This window comes from Kamptonema formosum PCC 6407, from assembly GCF_000332155.1.
GTDB classification, from domain to species: domain Bacteria; phylum Cyanobacteriota; class Cyanobacteriia; order Cyanobacteriales; family Microcoleaceae; genus Kamptonema; species Kamptonema formosum.
Genome location: NZ_KB235898.1, coordinates 321,022 through 345,867 on the forward strand (window position 1 = coordinate 321,022; position 24,846 = coordinate 345,867).

Genomic DNA, 24,846 nt, shown 5'->3' on the forward strand with positions numbered 1-24,846 from the left:
TTGTTAACTATTAACCGTTAACTGTTAACCGTTAACCGTTAACTGTTAACTGGGAAGGAAAGGCAAAGGAAAAGGGAAATCTGGAGATCGCCCTCTCCTCCTACCCTGGAGCAACGTGAGATTGATGGGAACTGACACCCAACTCTCCCATCATCTGCTGAACTTGAGCTGCTACGAGATGATCGGCATCATTTTGCAGCATCGGTAGCAATTCCACCAGAGCGCGGGGGGAAGCAATTCTCAAGTAGGCGAGCACTGCTTCGCGCACAAACCCCGTTGGGTGGCGCAAACAGACTAAAGTCTGTTCCGCCGTCAGACTCCAGCGAGACTCCCGCGCCAAGTGAAAGCAGCAAGCCAAGGCCCAGTCAGAAAGGAAGTGGCGCAGATCCAATAAACGGCGTAAGCGATCGCTCGGAGCTAGGGGTCTATAAGCTAATAGCTCCGAAAGCCCTTGCAATTTTTCTTGCTCAGAGTGGCGATCGAGGATGTTAATGAGCGCTCGCTTATTAGGCAAATCAACAGTATTATCCAGAATTTCCAGACCTCGTGCCATATTGGACTTAGATTCAGATTGGATATTAAAAGCAGCGGCTTGTATTGCGTCCAAAGGATAAAGGAACTTCATCAGCAAAAAGCAGCGTTCAATGGCATCGGATTCTAGCCCCCGCAGAGCGCGCCTTAGCAATTCTGCATAGTCTGCGGTTAATTGTCCAGAATTATCAGAGCGATCGCTCTCTTCTGCCTGCTGTGGGCCGGTCATCCTCGAAAAATCGATCGTAGCGGCATAAATCTGACCGATAAACATCAGCTCTTGGTCTATCAACAATTCCAAACCACTACGGCCCATGCGGTCTAACACGCCTTCAATTCCCGCTTCTCTGGGCATTTTCAGCAGGATGCGGAGGATATTACGGCGGGATTTACCCCAAGCTGTCATCCCATGACTTACCAAAGCATCGAGAGCTGGAAGCGTGCCAATTTGACCGATCGCTGTCCAAGCTTGGAGCCGTACTAAGTCAGATTTATGGATATCATTGGCTAAATCTACCAACAGGGGAATTGCGTCATTTTCTAGACGAACCAAAGCTTGGAGAGCAGCTTCGCGGGTGGATTTGTAAGATAGACCCCGCAACAGGGATGGGTAGTATTCTTCTAGGTGAGTAGAGGCGATCGCTTCTAGCAAAGCACAGCGAACGCGCAGGGATTCATCTTGGAGTAAGTTAGGGATATAGAGGCGTAGCCCTTGCAAATAGTCAGCTTCTCCCAGAGCCCTCGTACCCATTACCCGTTCCCGCTCTTGTTTATTTGTGAGCATTCGCCGCAGAGTATTTGTTGCTTCTGCTTTTTGTTCGCGATCGCCCCGACGCATAATCAAAGCTGCGGCTGTACCCCGCACCACAGGATCTACAGTCGATTGCAGATAAGGGCGTAATTGGCTGATATCTGGTTCCGGTTCCGTCAGCCAGACATAGCGTAGAGCTAAAGCCAAAACTTCTGGAGGCAAATCCCGCTCAGTTAGAGAGCGCACAGGTTCGAGATAATCTGGATTCGGGTGATTGAGCATTGTTTCCAAGCTCTGTCGCTGCAATGAAGGAGGCAGAATTGCCAGCAAAGGAGCCAAGACTTGCCCCACATTTTTCGGGTCAATTTGGCTCAGTAGTTCAATACAAGAGCGTTTATCTTCTTCTGGACTCGGCTGTTCTAGAGTTGCGATTACAGCTTTTTTAAGAGTAGGTAAATCTACATCCGAAAATCCTAAGCGCCCCCGTTCGGCACTTTTTACCAACAGACCAACATATTGAGAGCGGATTACCCAAATAATCCCCAGCCAGACTGCGGCACTCACCACAATCGCCCCTACCAATATTAAACCTTGAGCATTCTGAAGCTCCCGGCTATCCTCAAACGAAAATAGCTTGCCACTAATCCAAACAACTAGCAGGATAAAGGCCCCAGTCACACCAGTTGATAAAGGCTCTACCACACCATTAACTATTGTCTGTACGTAATTGCGCGTGCTATCTGGTATGGGTTGAAACAGCACCGGCCCGCTAGTTTCTTGGAGAGTATAGTGTAGCAATTCATCTAAAACTCTCAGGATTACCATCCCCACAAACACAGAAAATATCCCCGTGATTGCTCCTACAAAAGAGAGTACGCCTAAGATCGCCGCTCCTGCGGGGAGAATCATTGCAGTCACGAATACGCCAATCCGATCTACCAGACGGCTAGAAGCAAACCACTGAGTACCCACCTGACAGACACTAATTGCACCTTCCAATAAGCCTAAAAATTTTGCAATTTCGCTACCGCCGTCATCTTCGGGATATTGCAGTTCTATTTGCGTAAAAAATTCAAAATCTACAAATACATATAAAACTTCAGCCATTACGAAGAAGCCGACAAGAGGAATAATATAACCTAGCAGCGGGCCGAAAACACTTCCTGCGCTGAAGTCTGGTTGATCCTCATCATCATCTTCATCGTCTACCCAACGGGCAGTATCAGGGAAAGCTTGTTCGTAGCTTTCTGATAGGTAAAATAAAATACCTGCCCCACAAATTACCATTACGCCAGATACAAGAGTAACGTTATCCAGCCCGATGAATTTCAGGAGTACAGGCAGGGAGAAACCTGAGATTACCCCAGCTACTAAGTACCCGCTGCTGACTATGGGGTAAGTGCGTTTGATCTCACGGATATTAAATAGTTGATTCGACGTGATCGAGGTATTGAGGTCGCTCAGGTTATAGCAAGCTTCTACCCACAGCCATGTCATGAATAGGGTAATAAATCCCAATTTCAGGGTCAGTAGCCCGAAGTTAAGCTGGATATCTTTCGCCCCGATACCCAGGCGAAAGAGGAACAGGGGGACTGCCATAAATAGGAGTACGACTACAATCACCCGCCGCAGAGGAATGATTTTTTGCAGCCAGGAATAGGTAAAGCCTAAGCCTGAGCCTGTAGCCGCAGTAGCTATGTATATCCAGGGGAGCTTGTCGGCTCCATATTCGTCTAAAAATAGGCTGATCGTGCTGAGTTCCAGCCAGATCAAGCCTATGGAGGTGACAGTGTAGACTGCGAACATCAGCAGAGTCCGCTCTACTTCTTCAGGACGGAGATTGAGCGATCGCAATAATCCCTGTCCGAACCGGTTTTTGGTCAACCGCTGATTTGTCAGTTCCATGCAGCATTTTATCCCTATGTAGTAGCTTGTCCCCGATCGATCGAGGGAGTGGGAATTGGGAGACTGGGGTACTGGGAGAGGGACAGATGGAGGGACTGAGAGACTGGGGAGGATTTAGCTACCCCTGCTCCCTTGCTCCTCTGCTCCCCCGCTCCCCTGCTCCCCTGCTCCCCCGCTCCCCTGCTCCCCCGCTCCCCCTCCCCTACTATTTTTTCGGAGATAGGAGCATCATCATGCTCCGTCCCTCTTTTTTAGGAGCTTGCTGCACTTCCGCCAGTTCCTGCAAATCAGTTGCCATCCGTTTAAGCAAGTCCTCTGCTAGGTTACTATGTTGGATTTCCCGACCTCGGAACATAATCGTGGCTTTGACTTTATCGCCAGCTTTGAGAAAGCGGTCGGCTTGAGAAAGACGTACTTGGTAGTCGTGCTCCTCAATTTTGTACCGCATTTTCACTTCCTTGACATCGGCTGTGTGCTGCTTTTTCTTAGCTTCACGCTCTTTCTTGTCCTTCTCGAACTTAAATTTACCGTAGTCCATGATCCGACATACAGGTGGATCGGCCTTGTCGCTGAGAAGAACGAGGTCAAGGTCTTTTTCCTCCGCCAGCCGCAGGGCATCTTGAGGAAGCATTATCCCCAGTTGAGCACCATCGGTATCGATGACCCGAATTTTGGGGAATCGAATGTTGTCATTGATCTGAGGTTGATTGCGGTTTTGTCTTTTTTCGATCACAGGCATTTAAGTTTTATGCAAGCTCTTGATTGATTAATGTGGCTTCCTTGTATTGCCATTCTACTCACTATGACTAAGTTTCTGTCTATATTTAATCTAAAATCCCCAGATCGCTTAAAAATAAAAGGTTCGATCGCGCGCTAAGGGGGGTGAGTTTTGAGTTCTGAGTTAAATAAAGTCAGAAATTTTTGGATCTGTTTACTACTGTCCATCCTTCCCCTCTCCGCATCCTCACCCATTTCTCCATCTTCCCCATCTCCCCCACTAGAATAAAAGATAGAAGATTGTAAATTTATGTTGAGACTTGAGGCAAATTTGACCACTTCTGGACATTGGCATCAAAGGATTGGACTTCAAAGAGACTGGGTTTGGCGGGGTTGGCAAACTCGGTACACTTATCTGCGGGCAAGTGGGCAACTTTCCCAGCTAGAGCAAATTGAGCAGGGGAGCAGGGGGGCAGGGGAGAGGGGGGGCGGGGGAGCAGAAGTAACGGAGGAAATCAATACTCTAAAATCTTACTCTCCCCAATTTCCTTTTGGTAAAGAGGAAAGCCCAAATTTTAAGTCGGGAACGCCCTTGATTTTGCTGCACGGATTTGGGGCTTCTATTGGTCACTGGCGGCACAATATGGCTCAACTTGCTGAGTTCCATACTGTGTACGCATTAGATTTGTTGGGGTTTGGGGCTTCGCAGAAAGCTCCTGCCAACTATGATGTCTCTATCTGGGTGGCTCAAGTCTACGAGTTTTGGCAGACTTTTATCAGACAACCAGTAGTTTTAGTGGGAAACTCGATTGGTTCGCTGATTTGTCTGGCAGCCGCAGCAGCTCACCCTGATATGGTAGCAGGAATTGTGATGATTAGTTTGCCCGATCCATCTGTGCGTGCTGAGGCAGTACCCCCGTGGTTGCAACCTGCGATCGCGGCAGTTGAAAATATTTTTGCTTCTCCGCCAGTGCTCAGAGCCCTATTTTACTTTGTCCGCCGTCCCGCCCTTGTCCGTCGCTGGGTGAGCTTTGCCTACGCCAATCCCGATGCCATTAGCGACGAATTGGTAGAAATTCTATCGGGGCCGAGTCGCGATCGCGGTTCCGCCCGTGCTTTTTGTGCTCTGTTTAAAGCTGTCGGCAGTTCACAATTTGGGCCTGGTGTCAAGACAGTTTTGCCTTTATTAAAAATTCCTATATTGTTAATCTGGGGTCAACAAGATCGGATGATCCCGCCCCGCTTCGCCCGTCCCCGTCAGTTCATGGAGTACAACGCTAACTTAAAGCTCGTTGAGTTAGAAAATGCGGGCCACTGCCCCCATGATGAATGCCCAGAACGAGTAAATCAAGAAATTTTGAATTGGATGGCGATCGCTCTTGACCAAAAAGGTGGTGACAGTGAAGCAGTGCAGTATTAGTAGATTAAAGTCCCCATTCTGTGGCTAGTCGAGATTCCCTGTCGCAGTTAATTTCCAGAGGTAGTGCTGCTTTGGCACTTGCACTCAGAAGCGATTATTCCCGATCCAATTGTCTGCTTGTGGCATAATTCAATGGAAATTAATCAAGTTGCTAACAAAGGCAAGTGCTTCCTGCTTCTGGATTTCCTCGTGCGATCGCTGATTTCTCAATCTTTTTGATAGATGTTATGTTTTTTTAGACCCGCCTCCTTACAAGGCAGTAGTGCCAGTCTGATTTTTCGGTATTCTACCCTCAGCAGCTTGGCTAGGAAAATTCAAACTGAACACCTGCTGATGTTATGGTACTGTTCAACCAATTTAAGTACCGAGAGTCCCACCAAAGAAATGGAACTAGCCCTAATTGCGATACCGGAATGCAACCATTTTGGATACTTTTCCCGTCTAAAGTCGGTGCATTTCAGATCCTAAATCGTTCTTCCCCTCTCTTCCCCTAGCCCCTAGCCCCTAGCCCCTAGCCCCTAAAATTTCTAGGGCTGTTCGATGAAAGTCAACTTAGCTGTAAGCGGAGATCGCTCTATAAGAGTTCAAAGCTTTTAGCTGCAACGCAAACGAGGAAAAACTGTCGTGAGATTCCACTGGCTATTACCCAGTTTCTTAAGTGTGTTTTTGCTGTCATCTGCCGCCGAAGCAGCCAGACTGCAATCTTGGCGATTTGATGCCAATCAGAATCGGCTGTACTTCACTACCGTTGGCGGAGTTCAACCAAAAGCACAACTGATTTTTAACCCAACGCGCTTGGTCATTGACCTGCCAGAAACTAGCTTAGGACGTTCTTCTGTAACTCAACCAGTTACAGGAGGGTTTGAATCCGTCCGGGTAGGGCAGTTTGACGCGCAAACCACTAGAATTGTGGTGGAATTGAGTCCCGGTTATACGCTTGACCCGCAGCAAGTGCGATTTCGGGGTATCTCTCCTAGCCAGTGGACGGTAGAATTGCCTAGACCAACTGCGATCGCCACAGGTGACAGGGGACAAACCATCCCACCTCCTACCACCAATCCCCAACCACAAATCGCCGCCGCCGGGACGCTGGTAGAAAATGTCCAAGTAACGAAAGACGGTTTTTTCATCCGCACCAGCGGCGGTAAACCAGAAATTTCCCTTCAGCAAAGTCGTGCTGGAGATTTGGCAACAATTGACATTGCAGGCGCTAATATCTCTCCTCAGCTAACTGAGCAAGAACAGGTAGTTAACCAACATGGCGTAGATCGCATCGAAGTCAGGCAATTGCCAACCGATCCACCCATGACTCGCGTTACTCTACGGATGACGGAGACTAATACTAACTGGCGAGCCTTTTTCAGCAATATGGGCGGTATTGTGGTCTTACCGACTAATAGACCCAATGTCAGTAGCCGTCCTCCTTTACTAGCACCCCGCCGCAATACCAGCAATTTAGCTGGGATTCAATCTATTGACTTGACAGCTAATGGCACGCAACTTTTAATTAGAACCGACCGCGCTGTAAGCTATACCAGCGGATGGAATCAGCAGTCGGGCGCTTATTGGCTCAGGATTCCCAAAGCTCAACTTGCTGGTCAAATACCTCAGTTACAGGCGAACAGTCCTGTAGGGTTAACTGCTACCCAAGAAGACTCGGAGACGGTGGTAATTTGGGTACAACCTGCGGCGGGCGTGCAAGTGACAAGAGTATTGCAACCGACTCCTCAAATCCTTTCGGTGCAATTGCGGCGTACAGGTGTTTCCTCTGTGCCTCCGGTAACGAATCCTACTCCGTCTCTCAACCCAAGAAACTATCCTACTCCTGAGCTGCCCCGGAATTCTAATGGGCGGATTGTGGTTGCGATCGATCCGGGACACGGTGGCGGAGATCCGGGTGCGGTGGGGATTGGAGGTTTACAAGAAAAGGGAATTGTTCTGGATATTTCTCAGCAGGTGGCTGCAATACTGGAACAGCAAGGTGTACAAACGATTTTGACTAGGACTGACGATCGCGAAATTGATTTACAACCGAGAGTGGATATGGCGGAGCGGGTCAATGCTACTTTGTTTGTCAGCATTCACGCTAATGCTATTGATATGAGTCGCCCAGATGTCAATGGTATTGAAACGTATTACTTTAGCAGTGGCGAAAATCTAGCCCGGACTATCCACAACAGCATTTTACAGGGTACGGGGGCGCGCGATCGGCGGGTACGGCAGGCTAGATTTTACGTTTTGAGGAAGAGTTCTATGCCTTCTGTTTTATTGGAGGTGGGTTTTGTGACGGGCGCTGAGGATGCAGCTAGACTGAGAGATCCAGCTTACCGATCTCAAATGGCGGCATCGATCGCTCGTGGCATTTTACTTTATTTGCGGCAAGGCAATTAAGAAGAAGGGGCTAGGGGCTAGGGACTAGGGGCTAGGGGCTAGGGGAAGAGATGGGGAGGATGGGGAGGATGGGGAGGATGGGGAAGGAATTACCAATTCCCAATTAACAGTTACCAATTCCCAATTAACAGTTAACAGTTAACAGTTACCAATTACCAATTAACAGTTAACAGTTATTCGTTTAACTTGCAAAAATTATTTCTAACTGAGCAATGACAACTGACTTAGGACAACAGAGAATCGGTATTTTTGACAGTGGCGTGGGTGGTTTAACGGTTTTGAGAGAGTTATACCGACAATTGCCTGGAGAATCTATTCTTTATTTTGGAGATACGGCTAGGCTACCCTATGGCACTCGCTCTGCTGGGGAAATTACACATTTTGTCCGGGAAATCATGGCTTGGCTGCGATCGCTGAATGTCAAAATGGTGATTATGGCCTGCAATACGAGTTCGGCTTTGGCTCTGGAGACTGTGCAGGCTGAGTTTGATATTCCGATTTTAGGAGTAATTCTGCCGGGGGCGCGGGCTGCTGTACAGCAAGGTAAGCGGATTGGGGTGATTGCAACTCCTGCTACTGCTGCTAGTAATGCTTATCGTCGTGCTATTCTGGAGATGGATGTTAATTCTCAGGTCTGGCAAGTTGGTTGTCCTGAATTTGTGCCTCTGATCGAGCAAAACCGTATTTACGACCCCTACACATTAGAAGTGGCACGGGAATATTTGGCTCCTTTGATCCAGCAGCAGATTGATACTTTGGTTTATGGTTGTACTCACTACCCCCATTTGGCTCCGGTGGTGCGATCGCTTTTGCATGCGGGGGTGAAGTTGGTCGATCCTGCTGTTCATGTGGTAGCTGCTGCGGCCCAAGAGTTAGAATTATTGGGGCTGCGAAATAATGGCCCAGTAATGCCTACGCGCTTTTGCGTGAGTGGTTGCCCGGAACAGTTTGCTGAACTTTCGGTGCAGTGGCTCGGTTGCACCCCAATAGTTGAGAAAACTTTTTTGTCTGCTATTATCAGGGAAACTGTGTCTGTAGAATCTACGAGTAGTTTACACCCTGACCGTCCTCCTGCTTAACCAGACAATTTTAGATGTTATGGGAATAGATGTAGGGTGCATTGCCTGCACCCTACAAACGTGATGATTGCTCTTTGTGCTATTGCTATTGATAATTTAAGAGTAGGAACTAGGAGCATTTAAGCTCTCAGTTAACGAACGCTAGTTCGCGATTCCCCTTCCGGGATGGGTCACTCACCCAATCGAGTGATCTTAGCACTCCGCTCTACCAAAATCAACAGCAGATAAATAGTCAACACATAACCCGCAGCTAGGATGGGGATAATCAAAGGGATATCATGGTAAATCATAATTAGAGCCAAGAGTAAGGAGGAGAAGGAGGCGGACAACTTCAATACCTACTACATTAAGTCAGCAAGTAAAACCAAGCCTTGGCTCCGAAGGCTGCTTTTATATCCAAGCCTGTGAAAAGGCGATCGCCTTTTCATTTAATATCTATACCGCAAAGCGGAGCCAGCACATCCTTATAAGGTTGCACTTTGGCTGCTCACAGCTATGTGTTGCATCAAAGACACAAAGTTCCTAGCCAGAACAAAATTTGCACTCCCATGAGTTCAAATTTTAGTCCCAGACTGCTTAGCTGTTAGCGGACGATTAAGGCTGGCTCTACCAAGCTTATACAGGCGCTCGGAAGCTGCCCGCTGGTTTAGCTGTACTTAATGTATGGAATTGTTTAAATCCTTAATAATTAACATAACACAACATTTGCTATTTTGAGGCTGTCTTGAGGAAGATACTTAATAATTTGATACAATTTGGTGAATTGCCTGGGTTCTCGGCCGCGAGTCAGTTTTAGTCTCGAACTCTTGGCAGCTTATTGACAGTAATCTTAACGTTATTGAAAATGAACAGTACCCACAGAGAGATAGTTAATTAGGACAAACTAGGTATACTTTCCTTCCATAAGGCAGAGGCTTAGCTTAAAATAAAGCTATGATATGTAAAATTTTGTAACCTAAACGCTTGAGCCGCCGTATCCATGACTTCTCGCACTCTCCTATTTTCCCCAGTTGAAGAAGACCTGCGGCTGTTGACAGAAAACTTAAAACAGCTAGTAGGGGCCCGTCACCCTATCTTGTATGCAGCCGCAGAACACTTGTTCGGGGCTAAAGGAAAGCGGGTGAGGCCGGCGATTGTGCTGCTGATTTCGCGGGCAACAATGCCCAACCAGGAAATCTCTCCTAAACACCGTCGGCTTGCCGAAATCACGGAAATGATTCATACGGCTAGTTTAGTTCACGATGATGTGGTGGACGATTCCGACGTGCGCCGGGGTATCCCGACTGTGCACAGTTACTTTGGCAACCGAGTGGCGGTGTTGGCGGGGGATTTTCTCTTTGCTCAATCTTCGTGGTATTTAGCTAATTTAGACAATCTGGAGGTGGTGAAACTGCTTTCAGAGGTGATTATGGATTTGGCTGAAGGCGAAATTCAGCAAGGATTAAATGGATTTGATACCACTTTGTCGATTGAGGCTTATTTGGAAAAAAGTTACTATAAGACAGCTTCTTTGATTGCTAACAGTTCTAAGGCGGCTGGCTGTTTGAGCGGTGTATCTGCACAGTTGGCGGACGATCTGTACAATTACGGGCGCGATATTGGGTTGGCGTTCCAGATTGTGGATGATATCTTAGATTTTACTGGTTCGACGGAGACGTTGGGTAAGCCTGCGGGTTCGGATCTTAAGAGTGGAAATTTGACGGCTCCGGTGCTATTTGCTTTAGAGGAAAAGCCATATTTGGAAGCGTTGATCGAGCGGGAGTTTGCCCAAGAGGGGGATATTGAGCAGGCGATCGCGCTGGTGAAGGATAGTAAGGGTATTGAGCGATCTCGCGAATTGGCGGCGCATCACGCTCAGGCGGCGGTTGTGCGTTTGGCTGGCTTGCCACCCTCGGAGTCAAAGCAGGCTTTGATTGACTTGGCTGATTATGTTTTGAGCCGGCTTTATTAGGTGCGATGCCTACGGCTGGCTACGCCTACGCGCAGTTTTAGGGAAGATGAGCGAATGGTGATTCACATCTTCCCTGAAAGTATTAGAGCAATTAAAAGTGAGGAAAAATATTTTGAAACAAATTAAGGAAAATTTAGAGAGTAAAAATTTATCAAACCTGATTAGCAGAGTAGCAGAAACAGGAGAGCGACTTGTAATTGAACAACAAGGGAAAGAAATAGCTGCTGTTATTGCATATTCCGACCTGAAACGATTTGAAGCACTAGAAGCGGCTTTACTGAAAAAAGTCGAACTAGAAGAATATGAATGGCTGAAAGCTGTAGCTACAAATCCGGTCTTTGATTTTCTAAAAGATCCAGAAGAAGATATTTATACTGTAGCTGACGGTAAACCTTTCCATGACCCGGAATGGACTAATGCAGCTTGTTCGGATGCCAATTTTATTTCGATATTTGATCTGGAAGAAGACATTTATAACCTAGCTAACGGCAAACGCTTTCATGACGAAGGGTAAAATTTTTCTAATGTTTTCGAGGGCGATCAAAAAAATATTTTTCATATCAATTTTCACTCTGTTTATTATCCTATCAACAGCAGACATTAGCCACTCAATCATTAGTGCTTTTGCTAATAGTTCCGCACATAAACCTCTCCCCCTAAATCAATATACTGGTGTCGTATATCTTGATAATGTTGAGTGTAGCGGTTCACTCCTAACAGGAGGATTATACATTCTCACAGCCGCCCACTGTCTCAATGAAGGTGGAACAAAGGTTCCCACAGATACTGAAATCAACGCGATATTTAAATTACCCAGAGGCGAAGTTAGCATCCCCGTTAAAAAATATTTTATCCACCCAAGTTGGACTGGTTACGAGTCAGAAGTTGGCAATGATGTTGCTGTCTTAAAGCTGGAAAGACAAGCGCCGAAATCTGCGGAACAATACGATCTTTACAGAGATAAAGATGAAATTGGCAAAGTGTTTACTAAGGTTGGCTATGGATATATTGGTGTAGGTTCTAAGGGACAGGATGAGGATTCTAATTCAGAGGCGGAAAGATATGCGGGACAGAATCGCTATGAGGCGTTAATTGATGTTTTGAAGGATTCAAAAGTTACAGATTTTTCTGAGTTAGTTTTTGGCAGTCAATTACTTTTTGATTTCGATGATGGAACTGCGAAACATGATACTTTGGGTAAGCATTTTCCCAAGTTAGCAGATCGTGGTTTAGGAAAGAATGAAACTGCTACTGCTAGTGGAGATTCTGGCGGCCCTTCTTTTATTAATGGAAAAATAGCTGGTATTAGTTCTTGGGGTTATAGCGATCGCGGTTTTTTCAAAACAAATATTGGAGATATTGATAGCATTGATGATAATGGTAGTTTTGGCGAGATTTCCGGCGACACGCGGGTATCTTTTTATGCTAATTGGATTGACAAAATTACGCAATCTAGTCGCTAATTTACTCTCATTGCGAAGCACGAAGCCATCTTTCATATATAACCTAAACTGTCAAAGTTAAATTTCCTCAGCTTTGCAGTAAAATTTATTTGGTGCTTCATTAAAGTATTTAAACAAAGCTGGACACAACCATCCTTCCATATTTTTTGACTCCCACCGATACCAATTGCCACCATACTCTTCTCTCAACCAAAGTAACTCCGCCTGATATCCAGGGAAAGGATTACCGGAAAATAATAGCCGGAAGCCTTTTTCAGCATTAGGAATGTCTGCAACCAGTATATTAATCATTTCCGGGATACCTTGAACAAATGGTTCCTGTATCAACCCCACTCTTTCATCGTCAAAAACCCAAGTATACTGGTGGCGATAAGGGAAAATTACCATCATGGCGTTAGACATTGCTTTAACTCCTTTTCAAGTTTGTAGTAGTAGGTTTAAGCGCTAATTTATAGTAGGATTACGCTTCACTGGCGGTATTCTTACCGCGCCTGTTGGCGGCGTTACTGATAGTTTTGCATAAGTCCTGCATAAATAAAGATTATGTTGGCTTGCCGTTTTCCAACTGCTAAAGCTAACAAAAAACAACTGCCCCGATTCATCATATCGAACTCGATAGAGAATGGGGACAGTGTAGGAACAGATATCGCAATATTTAACTCTAATTGCTCTAGCCATTCTCTCATAATTAAGCAGTTACTGACTCTTGAGTACGGGCAAAAATCATCCTACCCGCAGAAGTTTGTAAGGCACTGGTAACGACAACTCTAACTTCGCCACCGACATAGCTGCTGCCAGCTTCCACTACTACCATTGTACCATCTTCTAAATAGCCAATTCCTTGAGATGGTTCCTTGCCTTCCTTGCGGATTTTGAGTTCGATGGTGTCTCCTGGCAAATAACTCGGACGTAATGCCTGAGTTAGATCGTTAATATTCAAAACCGCTACTTTCTGTACGCTTGCTACCTTAGACAAATTGTAGTCATTAGTTAGTAAAGTACCGTTAATATCTTGGGCAAAACGGACTAATTTAGCATCTACTGTTGCTAAATCTTCATAGTCAGCGGAGTGAATTTGAATGCGATCGGGATAAGTTTCTTTCATGCTGTTAAGAATATCCAGGCCCCGCCGTCCTCGCGCCCGCTTTTGATCGTTAGCAGCATCAGCTATTAGTTGCAATTCTTGTAAAACAAACTGCGGTACTAAGATTTGACCTTCTAAAAAACCAGTTTCCAGTAAGTTTTCAATTCTGCCATCGATGATGCAGCTAGTATCTAAAACTTTGGTAGGCGCTGGTTTAAAAGTGCCTTCTGCTACTAATACTGTATCTAAACTGTTGGGATTGATCAGCCGCAAGAAGCCTCTGCCGTGAGTGTCAGCTAAGTTGACTCCGGTGAAGCCGAAAATGACGCTACCCAGGACTGCGACTAGAGGTTTGATGAAACCGAATTCGTGGGGGATGGGTAGTAAGAAAAGCGGTGCTAGCATTAAGTTAGCAACGAGCAGTCCGACGATTAAACCGATGGCGCGAGTCAGTAAGACTTCAAGGGGCATATCGCGAACTTGCTTTTCTACGCGCCGATAGGTGGTTTGACCCACTAATCCGAAGACGAAGCCGATTAATGTGCCAAAAGCGCCCAATACCGATCTCAAGCCTTCGATGTTGGTGACTTGCACTAGGAGGTTGGGTGGTAGGAGATCGACTCCATAGAAGCCTATCCCCGCTCCTGCGATTATGAATGAAATAATTATGATTGCATCAAGCATTGTTTTAGACGAATAATTTTGCCGATCTTATTATATCTTTCAAGTGATGGTATTATTTTTACATAGATTGGTACGGAAATCCAACTTAATTATTAATAAAGATTTTATTAAGAATGTAGATTTCAAATCACAGGTATGATGCAATGAGTTTGATTGTAAATCCGGCGCGATCGCAATTTAAGACAGAGGGGCAATTTGCCTGCGATCTTCCCAGTTCGGCATATCTACACATTCCTTTTTGCCGCCGTCGCTGTTTTTACTGCGATTTCCCGGTTTCTGTGGTAGGGGATGCCTACGGGGGGCGGAATCCACGCAAAAATAGCGAGGATTCAGGGACGATTCAGGAATATGTTACGGTTTTGTGCCGGGAAATTGCCCTCAGTGCGGGGTTTTGTCAATCTTTGCAGACGGTTTTTTTTGGTGGGGGTACGCCTTCGCTGTTGTCAGTTAGTCAGTTAAGCCGGATTTTGGAGGCTCTCGATCGCCAATTTGGGATTGCTGCGGAGGCGGAAATTTCGATGGAAATTGACCCTGGTACCTTTAGTTTAGAGCAGTTGCAGGGATATAAGGCGGCGGGGGTAAATCGGGTGAGTTTGGGGGTGCAAGCTTTTCAGGATGAGTTGTTACGGGTTTGCGGGCGATCGCACTGTGTTGCTGATATCTATGAGGCGGTGGATTTGGTGCAAAAAGCAGAAATTACTAATTTCAGTTTAGACCTGATTTCTGGTCTGCCGCACCAAAGTTTAGAACAGTGGCAACTTTCTCTGGCGGCGGCGGTTGCCATTGCTCCAGCTCACTTATCTTGTTACGATTTAGTTTTAGAGCCTGTAACGGCTTTTGGGCGTTACTTTCAATCGGGAATTGAGCCTTTGCCAGCGGATGAAACGGCGGCTCAAATGTATCGCTTAGCACAGCAAATTTTAACTGAAGCTGGCTACGAACATTATGAGATTTCTAATTATGCTCGACCTGGTTATCAGTGCCGCCATAATCGGGTTTATTGGGAAAATCGTCCTTATTATGGTTTTGGGATGGGGGCGGCGAGTTATTTGCAGGGAGTGCGGTTGACGCGATCGCGTACTAGGAAAGAATATTATCAGTGGGTGGAGGATTCGACATCGGTAAAAGTTGCTGCAACTCCGATGACTTCCCATGATGTTTTGTTGGAAACGGTGATGCTGGGATTGCGTTTGGCCCAGGGCGTGAGTCTGGAGGCGATCGCGCAAAAATTTGGAGAAAATACGCTTGAGAAGATTTGGACTTGTTTGCAACCTTACTATCGACAAAAATGGGTAGAAATTGCCGGCGATAACGGGTTGCTATTGAATCTCAGAGATGGCGAAAAACTACCCTCCTGCGGCTATCTAAGGCTGAGCGATCCTGAAGGATTCTTATTTTCCAATACAATTTTAGCGACTTTGTTTAGCAAGTTGGAAGAGGATGGGCAACTATGACCTAAGACATAGAACCGCTCCGATCCTTACCCTGAGAAAGTTTGAGAGCCTGGGCAGGAACGTAACTATTTTTTGTTGATCCCCGTACCATTACTCTTAAAATTGATATAATTTTTATCGATCCCTGGGAATAGACACTTCCCAACCCAACTGAATCTTTAGATAGACGTAGGCGAAAATAGCTGACTGTCATACTTTGAGAGATATGAACCAGGAGAAGCTCTTAAATGAACGCTCTGACTCTCGAAAGTAATGATAGCCGCAGTAGCTCTGACCCTGAGATTGGGTTGCGTGGCAAAGACTTTCCCTCTAGGTGTAGTCTTTGTACTCATTACCAACTTCACGGGAGACGGGGCGGTAATTGCCAACTGCTAAATGTAACAGTTCAAGGTGTGTGGAAGGCGTGTTCTTTGGCGTTAACGCCGTTTGCGCCTTCTTGCGAGTCCGACTTTATAGGTGAGGCGATCGCCAACCGAAGTTTAAATTAATCAAATGAACGGGTGGCCGATTTTGCGGTAGCTTCTTCTCGGCTATAATTAGGTGAGTAGGGTTGGTGATTAGTTACACAATTTGAATAGAAACTTAAGGATATGACTTTAACTCTCGATCGGCTACCTTCAGAACTCTCTGGACGAATTCTTTGCTGCTATGTGAATGAGACTAGCATGATGCAGATTGCTCGGATTGTCAATATTACTAATTGGTATTTTGAGCGGACTGTTTTTCCCGGTGAGCGTTTATTATTTGAAGCATTGTCGGAGGCGGAGTTGGAGATTTGGCAAAGTGTTGATACGGGTGCAGTTGCTTTTGATAAATTTTTGTGCGATGAGTTACGGGTTGAGGAATAAACGGACTCTGCGGTGTAGAATTAACTGGATTTTAGTGAAGGAGGGCGATCGGTCTTTTTTTTGAGAGGGCGATCGCTTTTTTGGGTGAAGTTTATGAGTTTTGGTAGTGAATGTATAGGGGTTGAGAATGGTAAGCCAATACTATTTAAGGAATTTGTAGCTTCATACAACCTCTAAAAAATACCTAAACAACCATCACTAAACTGATAACTAAGTTCTGATAGAAATTGCCAAATTTATAACAAGGAGTGCTATAGTAGTGTTATGTCTACTGCACCACTACTTCGTGTAGTCATCGACACAAATGTTGTCTTTGAAGGTTTAACCAAACAAGGCGGTGCTGCTGGTTTGGTAATCGACGCATGGTTAGGCGGTTTGTTGGAAGTCTGCGTTTCTAATCCACTGGCTTACGAGTATGAAGATGTCCTATCTCACAAACTTTCACAAACTCGTTGGCAAAAACTTCAGCCTGTTTTGGGAGAGCTTCTAGCTCATGCTCAATTCATAGTAGTTTACTACTCATGGAGACCAACTTCACCCGACCCTGGAGATGATTTTTTAATTGATTGTACGATGAATGCAGGTGCAATAGCCGTCACATCAAATATTCGTGACTTTCAAAGAGCAAAAGAATCACTGAATCTACAAGTTATTACACCAGTAGAATTAGTAATCAAACTAGCATCTTAAAGGAGAGCCAGATGAGTCAATTCACAGTTCAGTTACCTAAAACACTCTACCAGCAGTTGATGCAATTGGCTGAAGGTGAAGGCATTTCGCTCAATCAATATATCATTTATGCCCTGACTAGACAAGTCACATTAGCTTACTCAATTCAGACAGCCTCAGAAGCAGAGATCGCACATCAAAAACAGTCTTTCACAGCACTATTGGAAGATTTAAAGCAAGCTTCTCCCAAACAACTGGAAGCTGTTTTGGCTGAACGGGAACAAGTTGAACCAGAAGCAGAGTTAGATTCTGAAATTATAGAGCGCCTTCAACAGCGAATACATAATCGCTCAAAAACATGAGTGGCTAGCAACTTTTAGCAAACTAATAAAAGAACTATTGAAAGTTTAACTCGATCTTAGGAAAAATGCCATTTATCTCTTTTTTTCCAACAACTCAACCAACGCCTCAGCCAAATATTCATACTGCGACAAACTATTATAAACCTGAGCCGAAATCCTCACTAATCGCTTACTCGCATCCGGCCAAGGCATCACGGGAACCTCTATTTTAAACTTCTCCCACAACTCATTTTGAATTGGTGGTAACTCTCCCTTTTTAACCACATCAGCATCTCCATCTGGCAAAGCAATAACAGCCATTGAACCAATCATTTCATCAGGACAAGGGAGTAACAACCCCAATTTCTCCATCAATATTTGCCTACCCGCCAACGCCATTTTATGATTTCTTTCCCTCAATTCCTTCCAGCCACCTGTTAGCAAAGAACCCATAAACTCAATAGCCACAGGTACACATAAATAGGCACTCGGATCGTCCGTCCCCATCCAGTCAAATTCCAATTGAAAACGCGACTTATCACTGCGAGGAGAATTGGCACCATGACTGATAACCGCAGGCCGAATTTCCTCTTGTTTATCGGGTTTAACATATAAAAAACCCGCACCTTTTGGCGCAGATAACCATTTATGACAATTTCCAGTATAATAAGCAGAGCCAGTCTCATGCAAATTCAATGCTAACATTCCTGGTGCGTGTGCTCCATCAACTAATGTATCCACACCGCAATTAGCCAACTCTTTTACTAACTGCTGAATGGGAAAAATTAAACCCGTTTGACTCACTACATGGTCTAATAAAGCTAACCGCGTTCTTGACGTAACGCACTTCATTATTGCTTCAATAACTCGATCGGGTGACTCAATAGGAAAGGGGACTTGTGCTACTACTATTTTAGCACCAGTGCGATCGGCTACAAAATTAAGTACATTTCGACAAGCATTATATTCCTGATTTGTTGTTAGTAACTCGTCATTGGAAGAGAAAGAAAGAGAACGCAAAACCGCATTTACCCCTGTTGTCGCATTTGGGACAAATACTAATTCATCGGCATTAGCACCAACAAACTCAGCTAATTTAATACGAGCATTATCTAAAAGTGGCTCAAATTCTCGCATAAAAAAGCGCAAAGGTTCCCGTTCTAACTGTTGACGAAACTGTGTTTGTGCCGTCAAAACGGGAATTGGACAAGCACCAAAAGCGCCGTGATTGAGAAAAGTAATATCTCGATCTAGTAACCAATGTTCAGATAGAGATTTCTCAGTATATTTAACGTTATTCATTATGTTTTAATTCCTTAAATTCGACTGGCGTGTTACAATTCCACAGCATTTTTGCTTCTCGTTCCCCTAAAGAAAGAGGTATTGCATCAATTTCCCTTAACCAATTTTGAAACGATCGCCCTCCTTTGTCAATAAAATTCCGCAATTCCGGTAAAGCTTGTTTGCGATAAAATCCACAGAAAGGTTCCCATCTTGAGTTTTGGTATGGTACAACTGCTAAAATAGAATTAGGTACTTGATTTAACCGATCGATCCAATCCTGAAGAATATCTGTTTTTAATAAAGGTAAATCGCAAGCTAAAAGTAATATCCATTCAGCGGAAATTTGAGCTAATCCCTCAGATAAAGCAACTAAGGGCCCGCTACCACGATCAGATTCTAACAGAAATTTATAATCTCCCGTTAAATTTTCTTGATAGCGATCGCGCCAAGGTGTGAGAATATAAACCTGGGAAGTTATAGAAGTCGCAACTTCATATACTTGTTGTAAAAATGGTTTTCCATTTATTAATAATAGTGCCTTATCTTTTCCCATCCGCGAACTTTGACCACCAGCAAGAATAAGAACAGCAATTTGGTTATTAGTCATATTTTAAAATATCAATTAGGATTTACTAGCTGGTATTATAAAAAATGGGGTTGCTTCACTATGTTCGCAATGACATAAGTAAAATTGTTCGCAATGACATAATCAAGATTGTTCACAATGACATCATTAAGATGATAATGACATTATTAGGGTTGAAATCTCTTCAAGTTTATCCCCTACCTTACGGCTCATTAATAAACTTTCAGCTTTACCTAAACCAGAATTCATATCCGGGCAAATTCCGCACCGCCATAGGTAAAAAGCGCCATTCCAGAGAGTAGATTGCATTAATTCCGAGGGTTCACCGCGCAAAACTGACTGCATCTGTGTTACCAACTCCGAAGTAGAATCTAGAGGAGGATTTTTATTACTAAAACCGTAATCTCCGTGAGCTAAAAGTAATCTTTCAAAAGGTCGATCTGATTTAGAAATACCAATAATTGCAGTCCGATCTCGCGGCAAATCACAGCTACCTTCCAATCCTTTAACTGTTGTAAAATTATTTGTTCCCCGCAATTTAAATGCCTCTTGGAACATTGTTTCTGTAGGTGGATGCACGTAGCCGCAAACAATATGAGCATCACCTAAATAGGGACACCACATTAACTCCATTGTGGCAAAAGGCGGGCGTTTCCCAATTTCGCGACGGTATAAAACCAAACTATCAGCTTGAGGAAAGTGCGTACAAATATAGACAAAACCTAAACCTGTAGATTCCAAAACTTGTTGAGCTTGTTCTAGAGAAAGTTTTGTCCAGTCAATGCCTAAACCTTGCCAAATGTCAATCAGAGGAACGCCTTCTTTTGTAGGCATTGTATTGCCACCGTGCATAATCGCAGGAGCGCCCGCTGAGGCTAAAATTAGAGCAGTTAAAGGAGATATTGGTGCTGTACGCGATCGCCCATCATAAGGCACTCCAAACACAGTTGGCGGTACGTTAGCAAATTTACCAGTAGCTATCGGTTTCAATCGCGGCCCTAGTTCATCATAAGCGTCAAGCATTCCCGCCAATTCTTCACCAGTAGGCCGTTTGATCCGATGAGAGATCATAAAGGCCCCGATTTGGGCCGGTGTTGCTTCTGCTAACAGCATCATTCTAGTTGCTGTTGCTGCTTCAGAACGAGTTAAATTTTCTCCGGTATGCACTCCACTGCCAATTTTTCGTACTAATTCTCTAAATTTTTCACTCATAATTAATTTTGTTAGTTGTTAGTTGTTAGTTGTTAGTTGTTAGTTGTTAGTTGTTAGTTGTTGGTTGTTGGTTGTTGGTTGTTGGTTGTTAGACACAATTATAACGTAGGGTTGGCGCTTGCCGCCCAAGTCTGTAACTCATAGCCTAATATAGTTATTGGCGAGCGCCCACCTTACAAGCTATAGAAGCGTTTATTTATGCCTAGCTAATTACCAATTACCAATTACCAATTACCAATTACCAATTACCAATTAACTTAAATTCTAATATTGAATGCCTCTGGTTGCTCATTTACCCAAGATTTCCCTTTACTTATAAGGGACAATTGAGGTGATATTAATTCACGTACCAGCCGCCAGAAATGTTGAATAGGAGGAATTTGCATTCTATCGTGAGTAGTGACTAAAACAACTTGGCGGCTCCAAATCGGATCGGCGATCGCCTCCGTAATCCCAGAAACCTTAGAATTAGACTGACAAGGTGCGATCGCGCGCACTGCTAAAGTAGAATCTGTACGGGCCTCCATCAAAGCCGAGTGTGGTAATAAAGCAATCAATTCACCCTGACGCACCACACCCCGAAAAGCGTCCAGCGTATTTAACTCCAAAACTGCATTCAGAGTCGAACCCATCCGCGCAAACTGCTCTTGTACCAAGCGTTGCATCCCATAGCCATCCTTAAAAACTACCTGTGGGTAGCGACTCAACTCCAACCAAGGTATCCGTTCGTATTGTATCAGGGGGTGGTTAGCAGCCATCAACACCTCAATCGGCTCATTGTAGAGCACTTCCACCAGCATTTCCGGCCCTTGAGTAAAAAAGCGATTATTCATCACGATCGCCACATCCACCATCCCATCTTTTAACACCTTCAGAGCGCGATCGCTACCCAAAGCCGTCACCCGCAACTGCACATCTGGATACTCCCGACAAAACCTTTGCAGCACAGGCGGTAGATAAGAAGCACAAATTGAGTGAATCGCCGCCACACAAAGTTCAGGTTGCTTCCCCGCCAGCAAATCAGCTAATTCTTCTGTAGCATTATTCCAAGTCAGACAGATTTTGCGAGCGTGAGGCAGCAGCCTTTCCCCCCCCAGAGTTAGCTTAGCCTGAGTAGTACGGTGGAATAAAGGCATTCCCAGCTCAGCTTCTAAAACCTGCACCTGACGACTAATAGTAGATTGGGTAACGCCGCACTTACGGGCAGCCTGCTGAAAGCTGCCAGTTTCAGCAACAGAAAGAAATGCTTGCAGTTGCTCTAGGCGCATTGAGGTTTAACTTTAAAGATTAAAATTTATTGCTCTGAATGACCTTAACCGATTTCCTCAAACAATTTAGTACACTTTGATACCGCAGAAGGCAGAAGGCAGGAGTTAGGAGGCAGAAGGCAGGAGGCAGGAATAAGGCAGGAAGAAGACAGGAGTTAGGAGGCACGAGGCAGAACTTGGAATTCTGAATTGTATATTCTGAAGACAGAAGTGTGGAATATTTGCAACACTAGAAATTAGGAACTAAGAACCGACAACGACTGACTAAACTGCAAAGGACAAGCCGAAATGTTGGAATCTATTAATAATATGCTCTTTAATGAAAATTTTATACCGCACGGTCACTGTTACCTCTGGCAGCGAGAGCTAGTAGGGCTGCACCTGCTGAGCGACTTATTAATTGCCCTAGCTTATTATTCAATTCCCGCCTTGCTCGTGTACTTTGTTTACAAACGGCGCGACGTACCCTTTAGTTGGATATTCTTACTGTTCGGAGCCTTCATCATCTCTTGTGGCACTACTCACATCATGGAAGTCTGGACACTATGGCATCCAGCTTACTGGCTATCCGGCACGATCAAAGCCATTACCGCTGCAATCTCCCTGTACACAGCAGCCGAACTGATACCATTAATGCCCAAAGCTCTTGCCCTGCCTTCACCCGCACAATTAGAAGCAGCAAACCGGGCCCTCACCGCTGAAATTGCTGAACGCGAGCGAGTAGAAGTCGCCCTATACAGGGCTAATATTGAACTCGAAAGCCGTGTCGAAGCACGCACCGCCGAACTTAGGCAAAGCAACAACCTATTGCTGAACGAAATAGCTTCCCGAAAACAGGTAGAGGAGTCACTACAAGATGCTCTCCAGAAACTAACTTTCCATTTTGAGAACACGCCGCTAGCAGTAGTCGAGTGGGATAGCACCTTTCATCGAGTCTGTCGGTGGTCGCCCGCTGCTGAGAAGATTTTTGGGTGGACTGCACAGGAAGTAATGAATTTGCAGGGTAGCGATTGGAACTTCGTCTTTACTCCAGACGCAGAGGCCGTCAGCAAAACCACAGCCCGGTTGAGAGAGGGCGCTGAATCGCGCAATATTTCGTCCAACCGTAATTATAGAAAAGACGGAGCTATTGTTTATTGCGAGTGGTATAACTCGGCTCTGTACGATGACGCTGGCTCCTTAGTGTCGGTGTTATCTCTAGTTCTGGATGTGACGGAGCGCTATAGTTTTCTGGAAGCTCTGCGTCAGTCAGAGGCGCGGTTTCGGATTGCTGCGGAGTGCGCCAGCGATTTGATTTATGAATGGGATCTTAATACTGGCATCGTCCTGTGGTTTGGTCATATTGACGAAGCTCTCGGATATGTCAAAGCTGAATTTCCAAGGACGAGAGAGGGTTGGCTCAATGCCATTTACCCCGACGATCGCGATCGCCTTTGTGTGGCTGCCGAACAGCATTTGCAGACCCACGAACCCTTTTTTGTGGAGTATCGCATCCAGCAGCAAGATGGGACGTTTCTTTACTGGATCGATCGCGGTACTGCGGTGCGAGATGATACGGGCAAGGCTTACAAATGGATTGGGGTGACAAGCGATATTAGCGATGCCTACGCCGAACTTCGCTTACGCAAGCAAGCAGAGGAAGGAGCTAATTTTCTCGCTGAGGCGATCGCTGTGCTCGCTTCTTCATTAGATTACGAAACAACGCTGCAACGCTTGGCAGATTTGGCAGTACCGCAATTGGCAGATTGGTGTTGCGTGCATTTGGTGGAACCCGAAGGAGCGATTCGCTTGGTGGCAGTTGCCCACAGCGATGCTCAGAAAGTAGAGCTGATGTGGGAGATAGAGAAAGGCCAGCCGATTGACCCCCAAGGACGGCACGGAGTGGCGAAGGTGTTGCGGACGGGGGAATCCAAGGTATATGCAAATATTCCCGACGCAGTGCTCGAAGCAGTTGCTCCCAATGAGGCAGCCCTCTCTTTGCTGCGCGAGTACGATTTATTATCAGCGATGTGCGTCCCACTCATCGCTCACGGGCGCAAACTGGGAGTTATTTCCTTACTGTGTGGGGAGTCGGGCCGACGCTATGGACGAACTGAGTTAGATTTAGCAGAACGTCTAGCTCACCACGCCGCGATCGCGATCGATAATGCACGGCTTTACTGGGAAGCTCAAGAAGCCAACCGCATCAAGGACGAATTTTTAGCAACGCTTTCTCACGAATTACGAACACCTCTGAATGCAATTTTGGGGTGGTCGCAAATATTACAGCAGAAAAAGCTAACTCAGGAAAAAATGGCGATCGCTCTAGAGACAATTGAACGCAATGCTCGTTTGCAGGTGCAGATGATCGAAGACCTCCTCGATGTTTCCCGGATTCTGGCAGGTAAGATTTCCCTGAAGTTGGGGCCCGTTGAACTGGTGGGAATCATTGAAGCCGGGCTCAATACCCTGCGTCCTATTGCTGAAGCAAAAGGAGTTCAACTTTTGAGTTTCTATGATGAAAGAGTGGGGCTAGTTTTTGCGGATACTAATCGCTTGCAGCAGGTAATTTGGAATCTACTTTCCAATGCACTCAAGTTTACCCCCAACGGAGGGCAGGTAGAAGTGCGGCTAGGACTGGGGATGGGGGATTGGAGGGAAGGGGGAGATGGGAAGGAGAAGGAAGATGAAGAGATGGAAAAGGCAGGAAATTTAGTTACTATTCAAACTCAAAACCGCGATCGTGAAGCCTACCCAAAGGGTTTAGCGTTGGAAGTGCAACCAAGCAATCTCAAAACTCAAAATTTCCTATCTTCCTCTATTATTTCTTATGCAGAAATTCAGATTACCGATACAGGAATTGGTATCAGTCAGAAGTTTTTACCTCATGTTTTCGAGAGGTTCCGTCAAGCTGACAGTACCACAACCAGATCTTACGGAGGGCTGGGACTGGGCTTAGCGATCGTCCAACATATTGTGACAATACATGGCGGTACAGTACACGCTGAGAGTGCGGGAGAGGGAATGGGGGCAACTTTCACGATCAGGCTACCACTGCTCGAAAGAAGCAGATAAGTAGAAGGAAGAAGGAAGAAGGAAGAAGGAAGAATGTCCTAACTACCAAGAAGGTTGCTATAAATAAATGTAATCATGTCATTGCGAGCTCCGCGAAGCAATCGCAAAGCTTTGAGATTGCTTCGCTGGGCTCGCAATGACAGTGTTTATTTTT

At 45.4% G+C, this 24,846-nt stretch carries 21 protein-coding genes; 13 read left to right on the plus strand and 8 right to left on the minus strand.

All coding sequences use genetic code 11. The annotated features are described in order from the left end of the window. Positions 1 to 100 precede the first annotated feature (100 nt). Complete coding sequence (locus tag OSCIL6407_RS0101440) at positions 101 to 3,187, minus strand: hypothetical protein (RefSeq protein ID WP_007353257.1); 3,087 nt, start codon at positions 3,185 to 3,187, stop codon at positions 101 to 103. A gap of 205 nt (positions 3,188 to 3,392) precedes the next feature. Then, complete coding sequence (infC, locus tag OSCIL6407_RS0101445; RefSeq protein ID WP_019486845.1) at positions 3,393 to 3,926, minus strand: translation initiation factor IF-3; 534 nt, start codon at positions 3,924 to 3,926, stop codon at positions 3,393 to 3,395. 288 nt (positions 3,927 to 4,214) lie between these two features. Here infC and OSCIL6407_RS0101450 point away from each other — a divergent pair, with 288 nt between their 5' ends. From OSCIL6407_RS0101450 to OSCIL6407_RS0101480, 7 genes are all read left to right on the plus strand, one after another. Continuing rightward, positions 4,215 to 5,324, plus strand: coding sequence for an alpha/beta fold hydrolase (locus tag OSCIL6407_RS0101450; protein ID WP_019486846.1), 1,110 nt, complete (start codon positions 4,215 to 4,217; stop codon positions 5,322 to 5,324). 63 nt (positions 5,325 to 5,387) lie between these two features. After that, a complete protein-coding gene (locus tag OSCIL6407_RS35155) occupies positions 5,388 to 5,543 on the plus strand; it encodes a hypothetical protein (RefSeq protein WP_155523369.1) in 156 nt (51 codons plus the stop codon). Positions 5,544 to 5,948: 405 nt separating this feature from the next. Next, the gene (locus tag OSCIL6407_RS0101455) at positions 5,949 to 7,715 is read left to right on the plus strand and encodes an N-acetylmuramoyl-L-alanine amidase (protein WP_019486847.1); all 1,767 of its coding nucleotides are present in this window, start codon (positions 5,949 to 5,951) and stop codon (positions 7,713 to 7,715) included. Between the two features lie 212 nt (positions 7,716 to 7,927). Next, entirely contained in the window at positions 7,928 to 8,794 is an 867-nt protein-coding gene (murI, locus tag OSCIL6407_RS0101460) for a glutamate racemase (protein WP_007355414.1), read from the plus strand. Between the two features lie 979 nt (positions 8,795 to 9,773). Further along, the gene (gene sds / locus OSCIL6407_RS0101470) at positions 9,774 to 10,745 is read left to right on the plus strand and encodes a solanesyl diphosphate synthase (RefSeq protein ID WP_007355416.1); all 972 of its coding nucleotides are present in this window, start codon (positions 9,774 to 9,776) and stop codon (positions 10,743 to 10,745) included. A 112-nt stretch (positions 10,746 to 10,857) separates the two neighbouring features. Beyond that, positions 10,858 to 11,259, plus strand: a complete 402-nt coding sequence (locus OSCIL6407_RS0101475; RefSeq protein ID WP_007355417.1) for a type II toxin-antitoxin system Phd/YefM family antitoxin — start codon at positions 10,858 to 10,860, stop codon at positions 11,257 to 11,259. After that, positions 11,246 to 12,208: a trypsin-like serine protease gene (locus OSCIL6407_RS0101480; protein WP_019486850.1), complete on the plus strand. Its 963-nt coding sequence runs from the start codon at positions 11,246 to 11,248 to the stop codon at positions 12,206 to 12,208. Before OSCIL6407_RS0101475 ends, OSCIL6407_RS0101480 begins: the two co-directional genes overlap by 14 nt. A 57-nt stretch (positions 12,209 to 12,265) precedes the next feature. Here the strand turns inward: OSCIL6407_RS0101480 and OSCIL6407_RS0101485 are convergent, their stop codons facing one another. Beyond that, on the minus strand, positions 12,266 to 12,610 hold the full coding sequence (locus OSCIL6407_RS0101485; protein WP_007355419.1) for a DUF6717 family protein: 345 nt from the start codon (positions 12,608 to 12,610) through the stop codon (positions 12,266 to 12,268). Between the two features lie 286 nt (positions 12,611 to 12,896). Next, a complete protein-coding gene (locus tag OSCIL6407_RS0101495) occupies positions 12,897 to 13,976 on the minus strand; it encodes a PIN/TRAM domain-containing protein (protein WP_007355420.1) in 1,080 nt (359 codons plus the stop codon). Between the two features lie 143 nt (positions 13,977 to 14,119). Here OSCIL6407_RS0101495 and hemW point away from each other — a divergent pair, with 143 nt between their 5' ends. The 5 genes from hemW to OSCIL6407_RS0101515 all read left to right on the plus strand — a co-directional run bounded on the left by hemW (position 14,120) and on the right by OSCIL6407_RS0101515 (position 17,309). Next, positions 14,120 to 15,430: a radical SAM family heme chaperone HemW gene (hemW, locus tag OSCIL6407_RS0101500; RefSeq protein ID WP_007355421.1), complete on the plus strand. Its 1,311-nt coding sequence runs from the start codon at positions 14,120 to 14,122 to the stop codon at positions 15,428 to 15,430. Between the two features lie 227 nt (positions 15,431 to 15,657). Further along, entirely contained in the window at positions 15,658 to 15,918 is a 261-nt protein-coding gene (locus OSCIL6407_RS33770; RefSeq protein WP_071592434.1) for a hypothetical protein, read from the plus strand. A gap of 102 nt (positions 15,919 to 16,020) precedes the next feature. Further along, entirely contained in the window at positions 16,021 to 16,278 is a 258-nt protein-coding gene (locus OSCIL6407_RS0101505) for a DUF1830 domain-containing protein (RefSeq protein WP_007355423.1), read from the plus strand. 264 nt (positions 16,279 to 16,542) lie between these two features. After that, positions 16,543 to 16,968, plus strand: a complete 426-nt coding sequence (locus tag OSCIL6407_RS0101510) for a PIN domain-containing protein (protein WP_007355424.1) — start codon at positions 16,543 to 16,545, stop codon at positions 16,966 to 16,968. Between the two features lie 11 nt (positions 16,969 to 16,979). After that, positions 16,980 to 17,309: a toxin-antitoxin system HicB family antitoxin gene (locus OSCIL6407_RS0101515; RefSeq protein WP_007355425.1), complete on the plus strand. Its 330-nt coding sequence runs from the start codon at positions 16,980 to 16,982 to the stop codon at positions 17,307 to 17,309. 72 nt (positions 17,310 to 17,381) lie between these two features. Here the strand turns inward: OSCIL6407_RS0101515 and OSCIL6407_RS0101520 are convergent, their stop codons facing one another. The 4 genes from OSCIL6407_RS0101520 to OSCIL6407_RS0101535 form a co-directional block, all read right to left on the minus strand. After that, complete coding sequence (locus OSCIL6407_RS0101520) at positions 17,382 to 18,590, minus strand: aminotransferase class V-fold PLP-dependent enzyme (protein ID WP_007355426.1); 1,209 nt, start codon at positions 18,588 to 18,590, stop codon at positions 17,382 to 17,384. Continuing rightward, positions 18,583 to 19,179 carry a molybdenum cofactor guanylyltransferase gene (locus OSCIL6407_RS0101525; RefSeq protein WP_007355427.1) on the minus strand — a complete coding sequence of 199 codons (597 nt, stop codon included), beginning with the start codon at positions 19,177 to 19,179 and terminating at the stop codon, positions 18,583 to 18,585. Before OSCIL6407_RS0101525 ends, OSCIL6407_RS0101520 begins: the two co-directional genes overlap by 8 nt. A gap of 126 nt (positions 19,180 to 19,305) precedes the next feature. Further along, on the minus strand, positions 19,306 to 20,370 hold the full coding sequence (locus tag OSCIL6407_RS0101530) for an anthranilate phosphoribosyltransferase family protein (RefSeq protein WP_007355428.1): 1,065 nt from the start codon (positions 20,368 to 20,370) through the stop codon (positions 19,306 to 19,308). 257 nt (positions 20,371 to 20,627) lie between these two features. Continuing rightward, positions 20,628 to 21,638 (minus strand): LysR family transcriptional regulator, encoded by a 1,011-nt coding sequence (locus OSCIL6407_RS0101535; protein ID WP_007355739.1) that lies wholly within the window; start codon positions 21,636 to 21,638, stop codon positions 20,628 to 20,630. 288 nt (positions 21,639 to 21,926) lie between these two features. On the opposite strand from OSCIL6407_RS0101535, the gene OSCIL6407_RS0101540 reads away from it, so the two are divergent. Then, entirely contained in the window at positions 21,927 to 24,692 is a 2,766-nt protein-coding gene (locus OSCIL6407_RS0101540) for a sensor histidine kinase (protein ID WP_007355738.1), read from the plus strand. Positions 24,693 to 24,846: the final 154 nt, after the last annotated feature.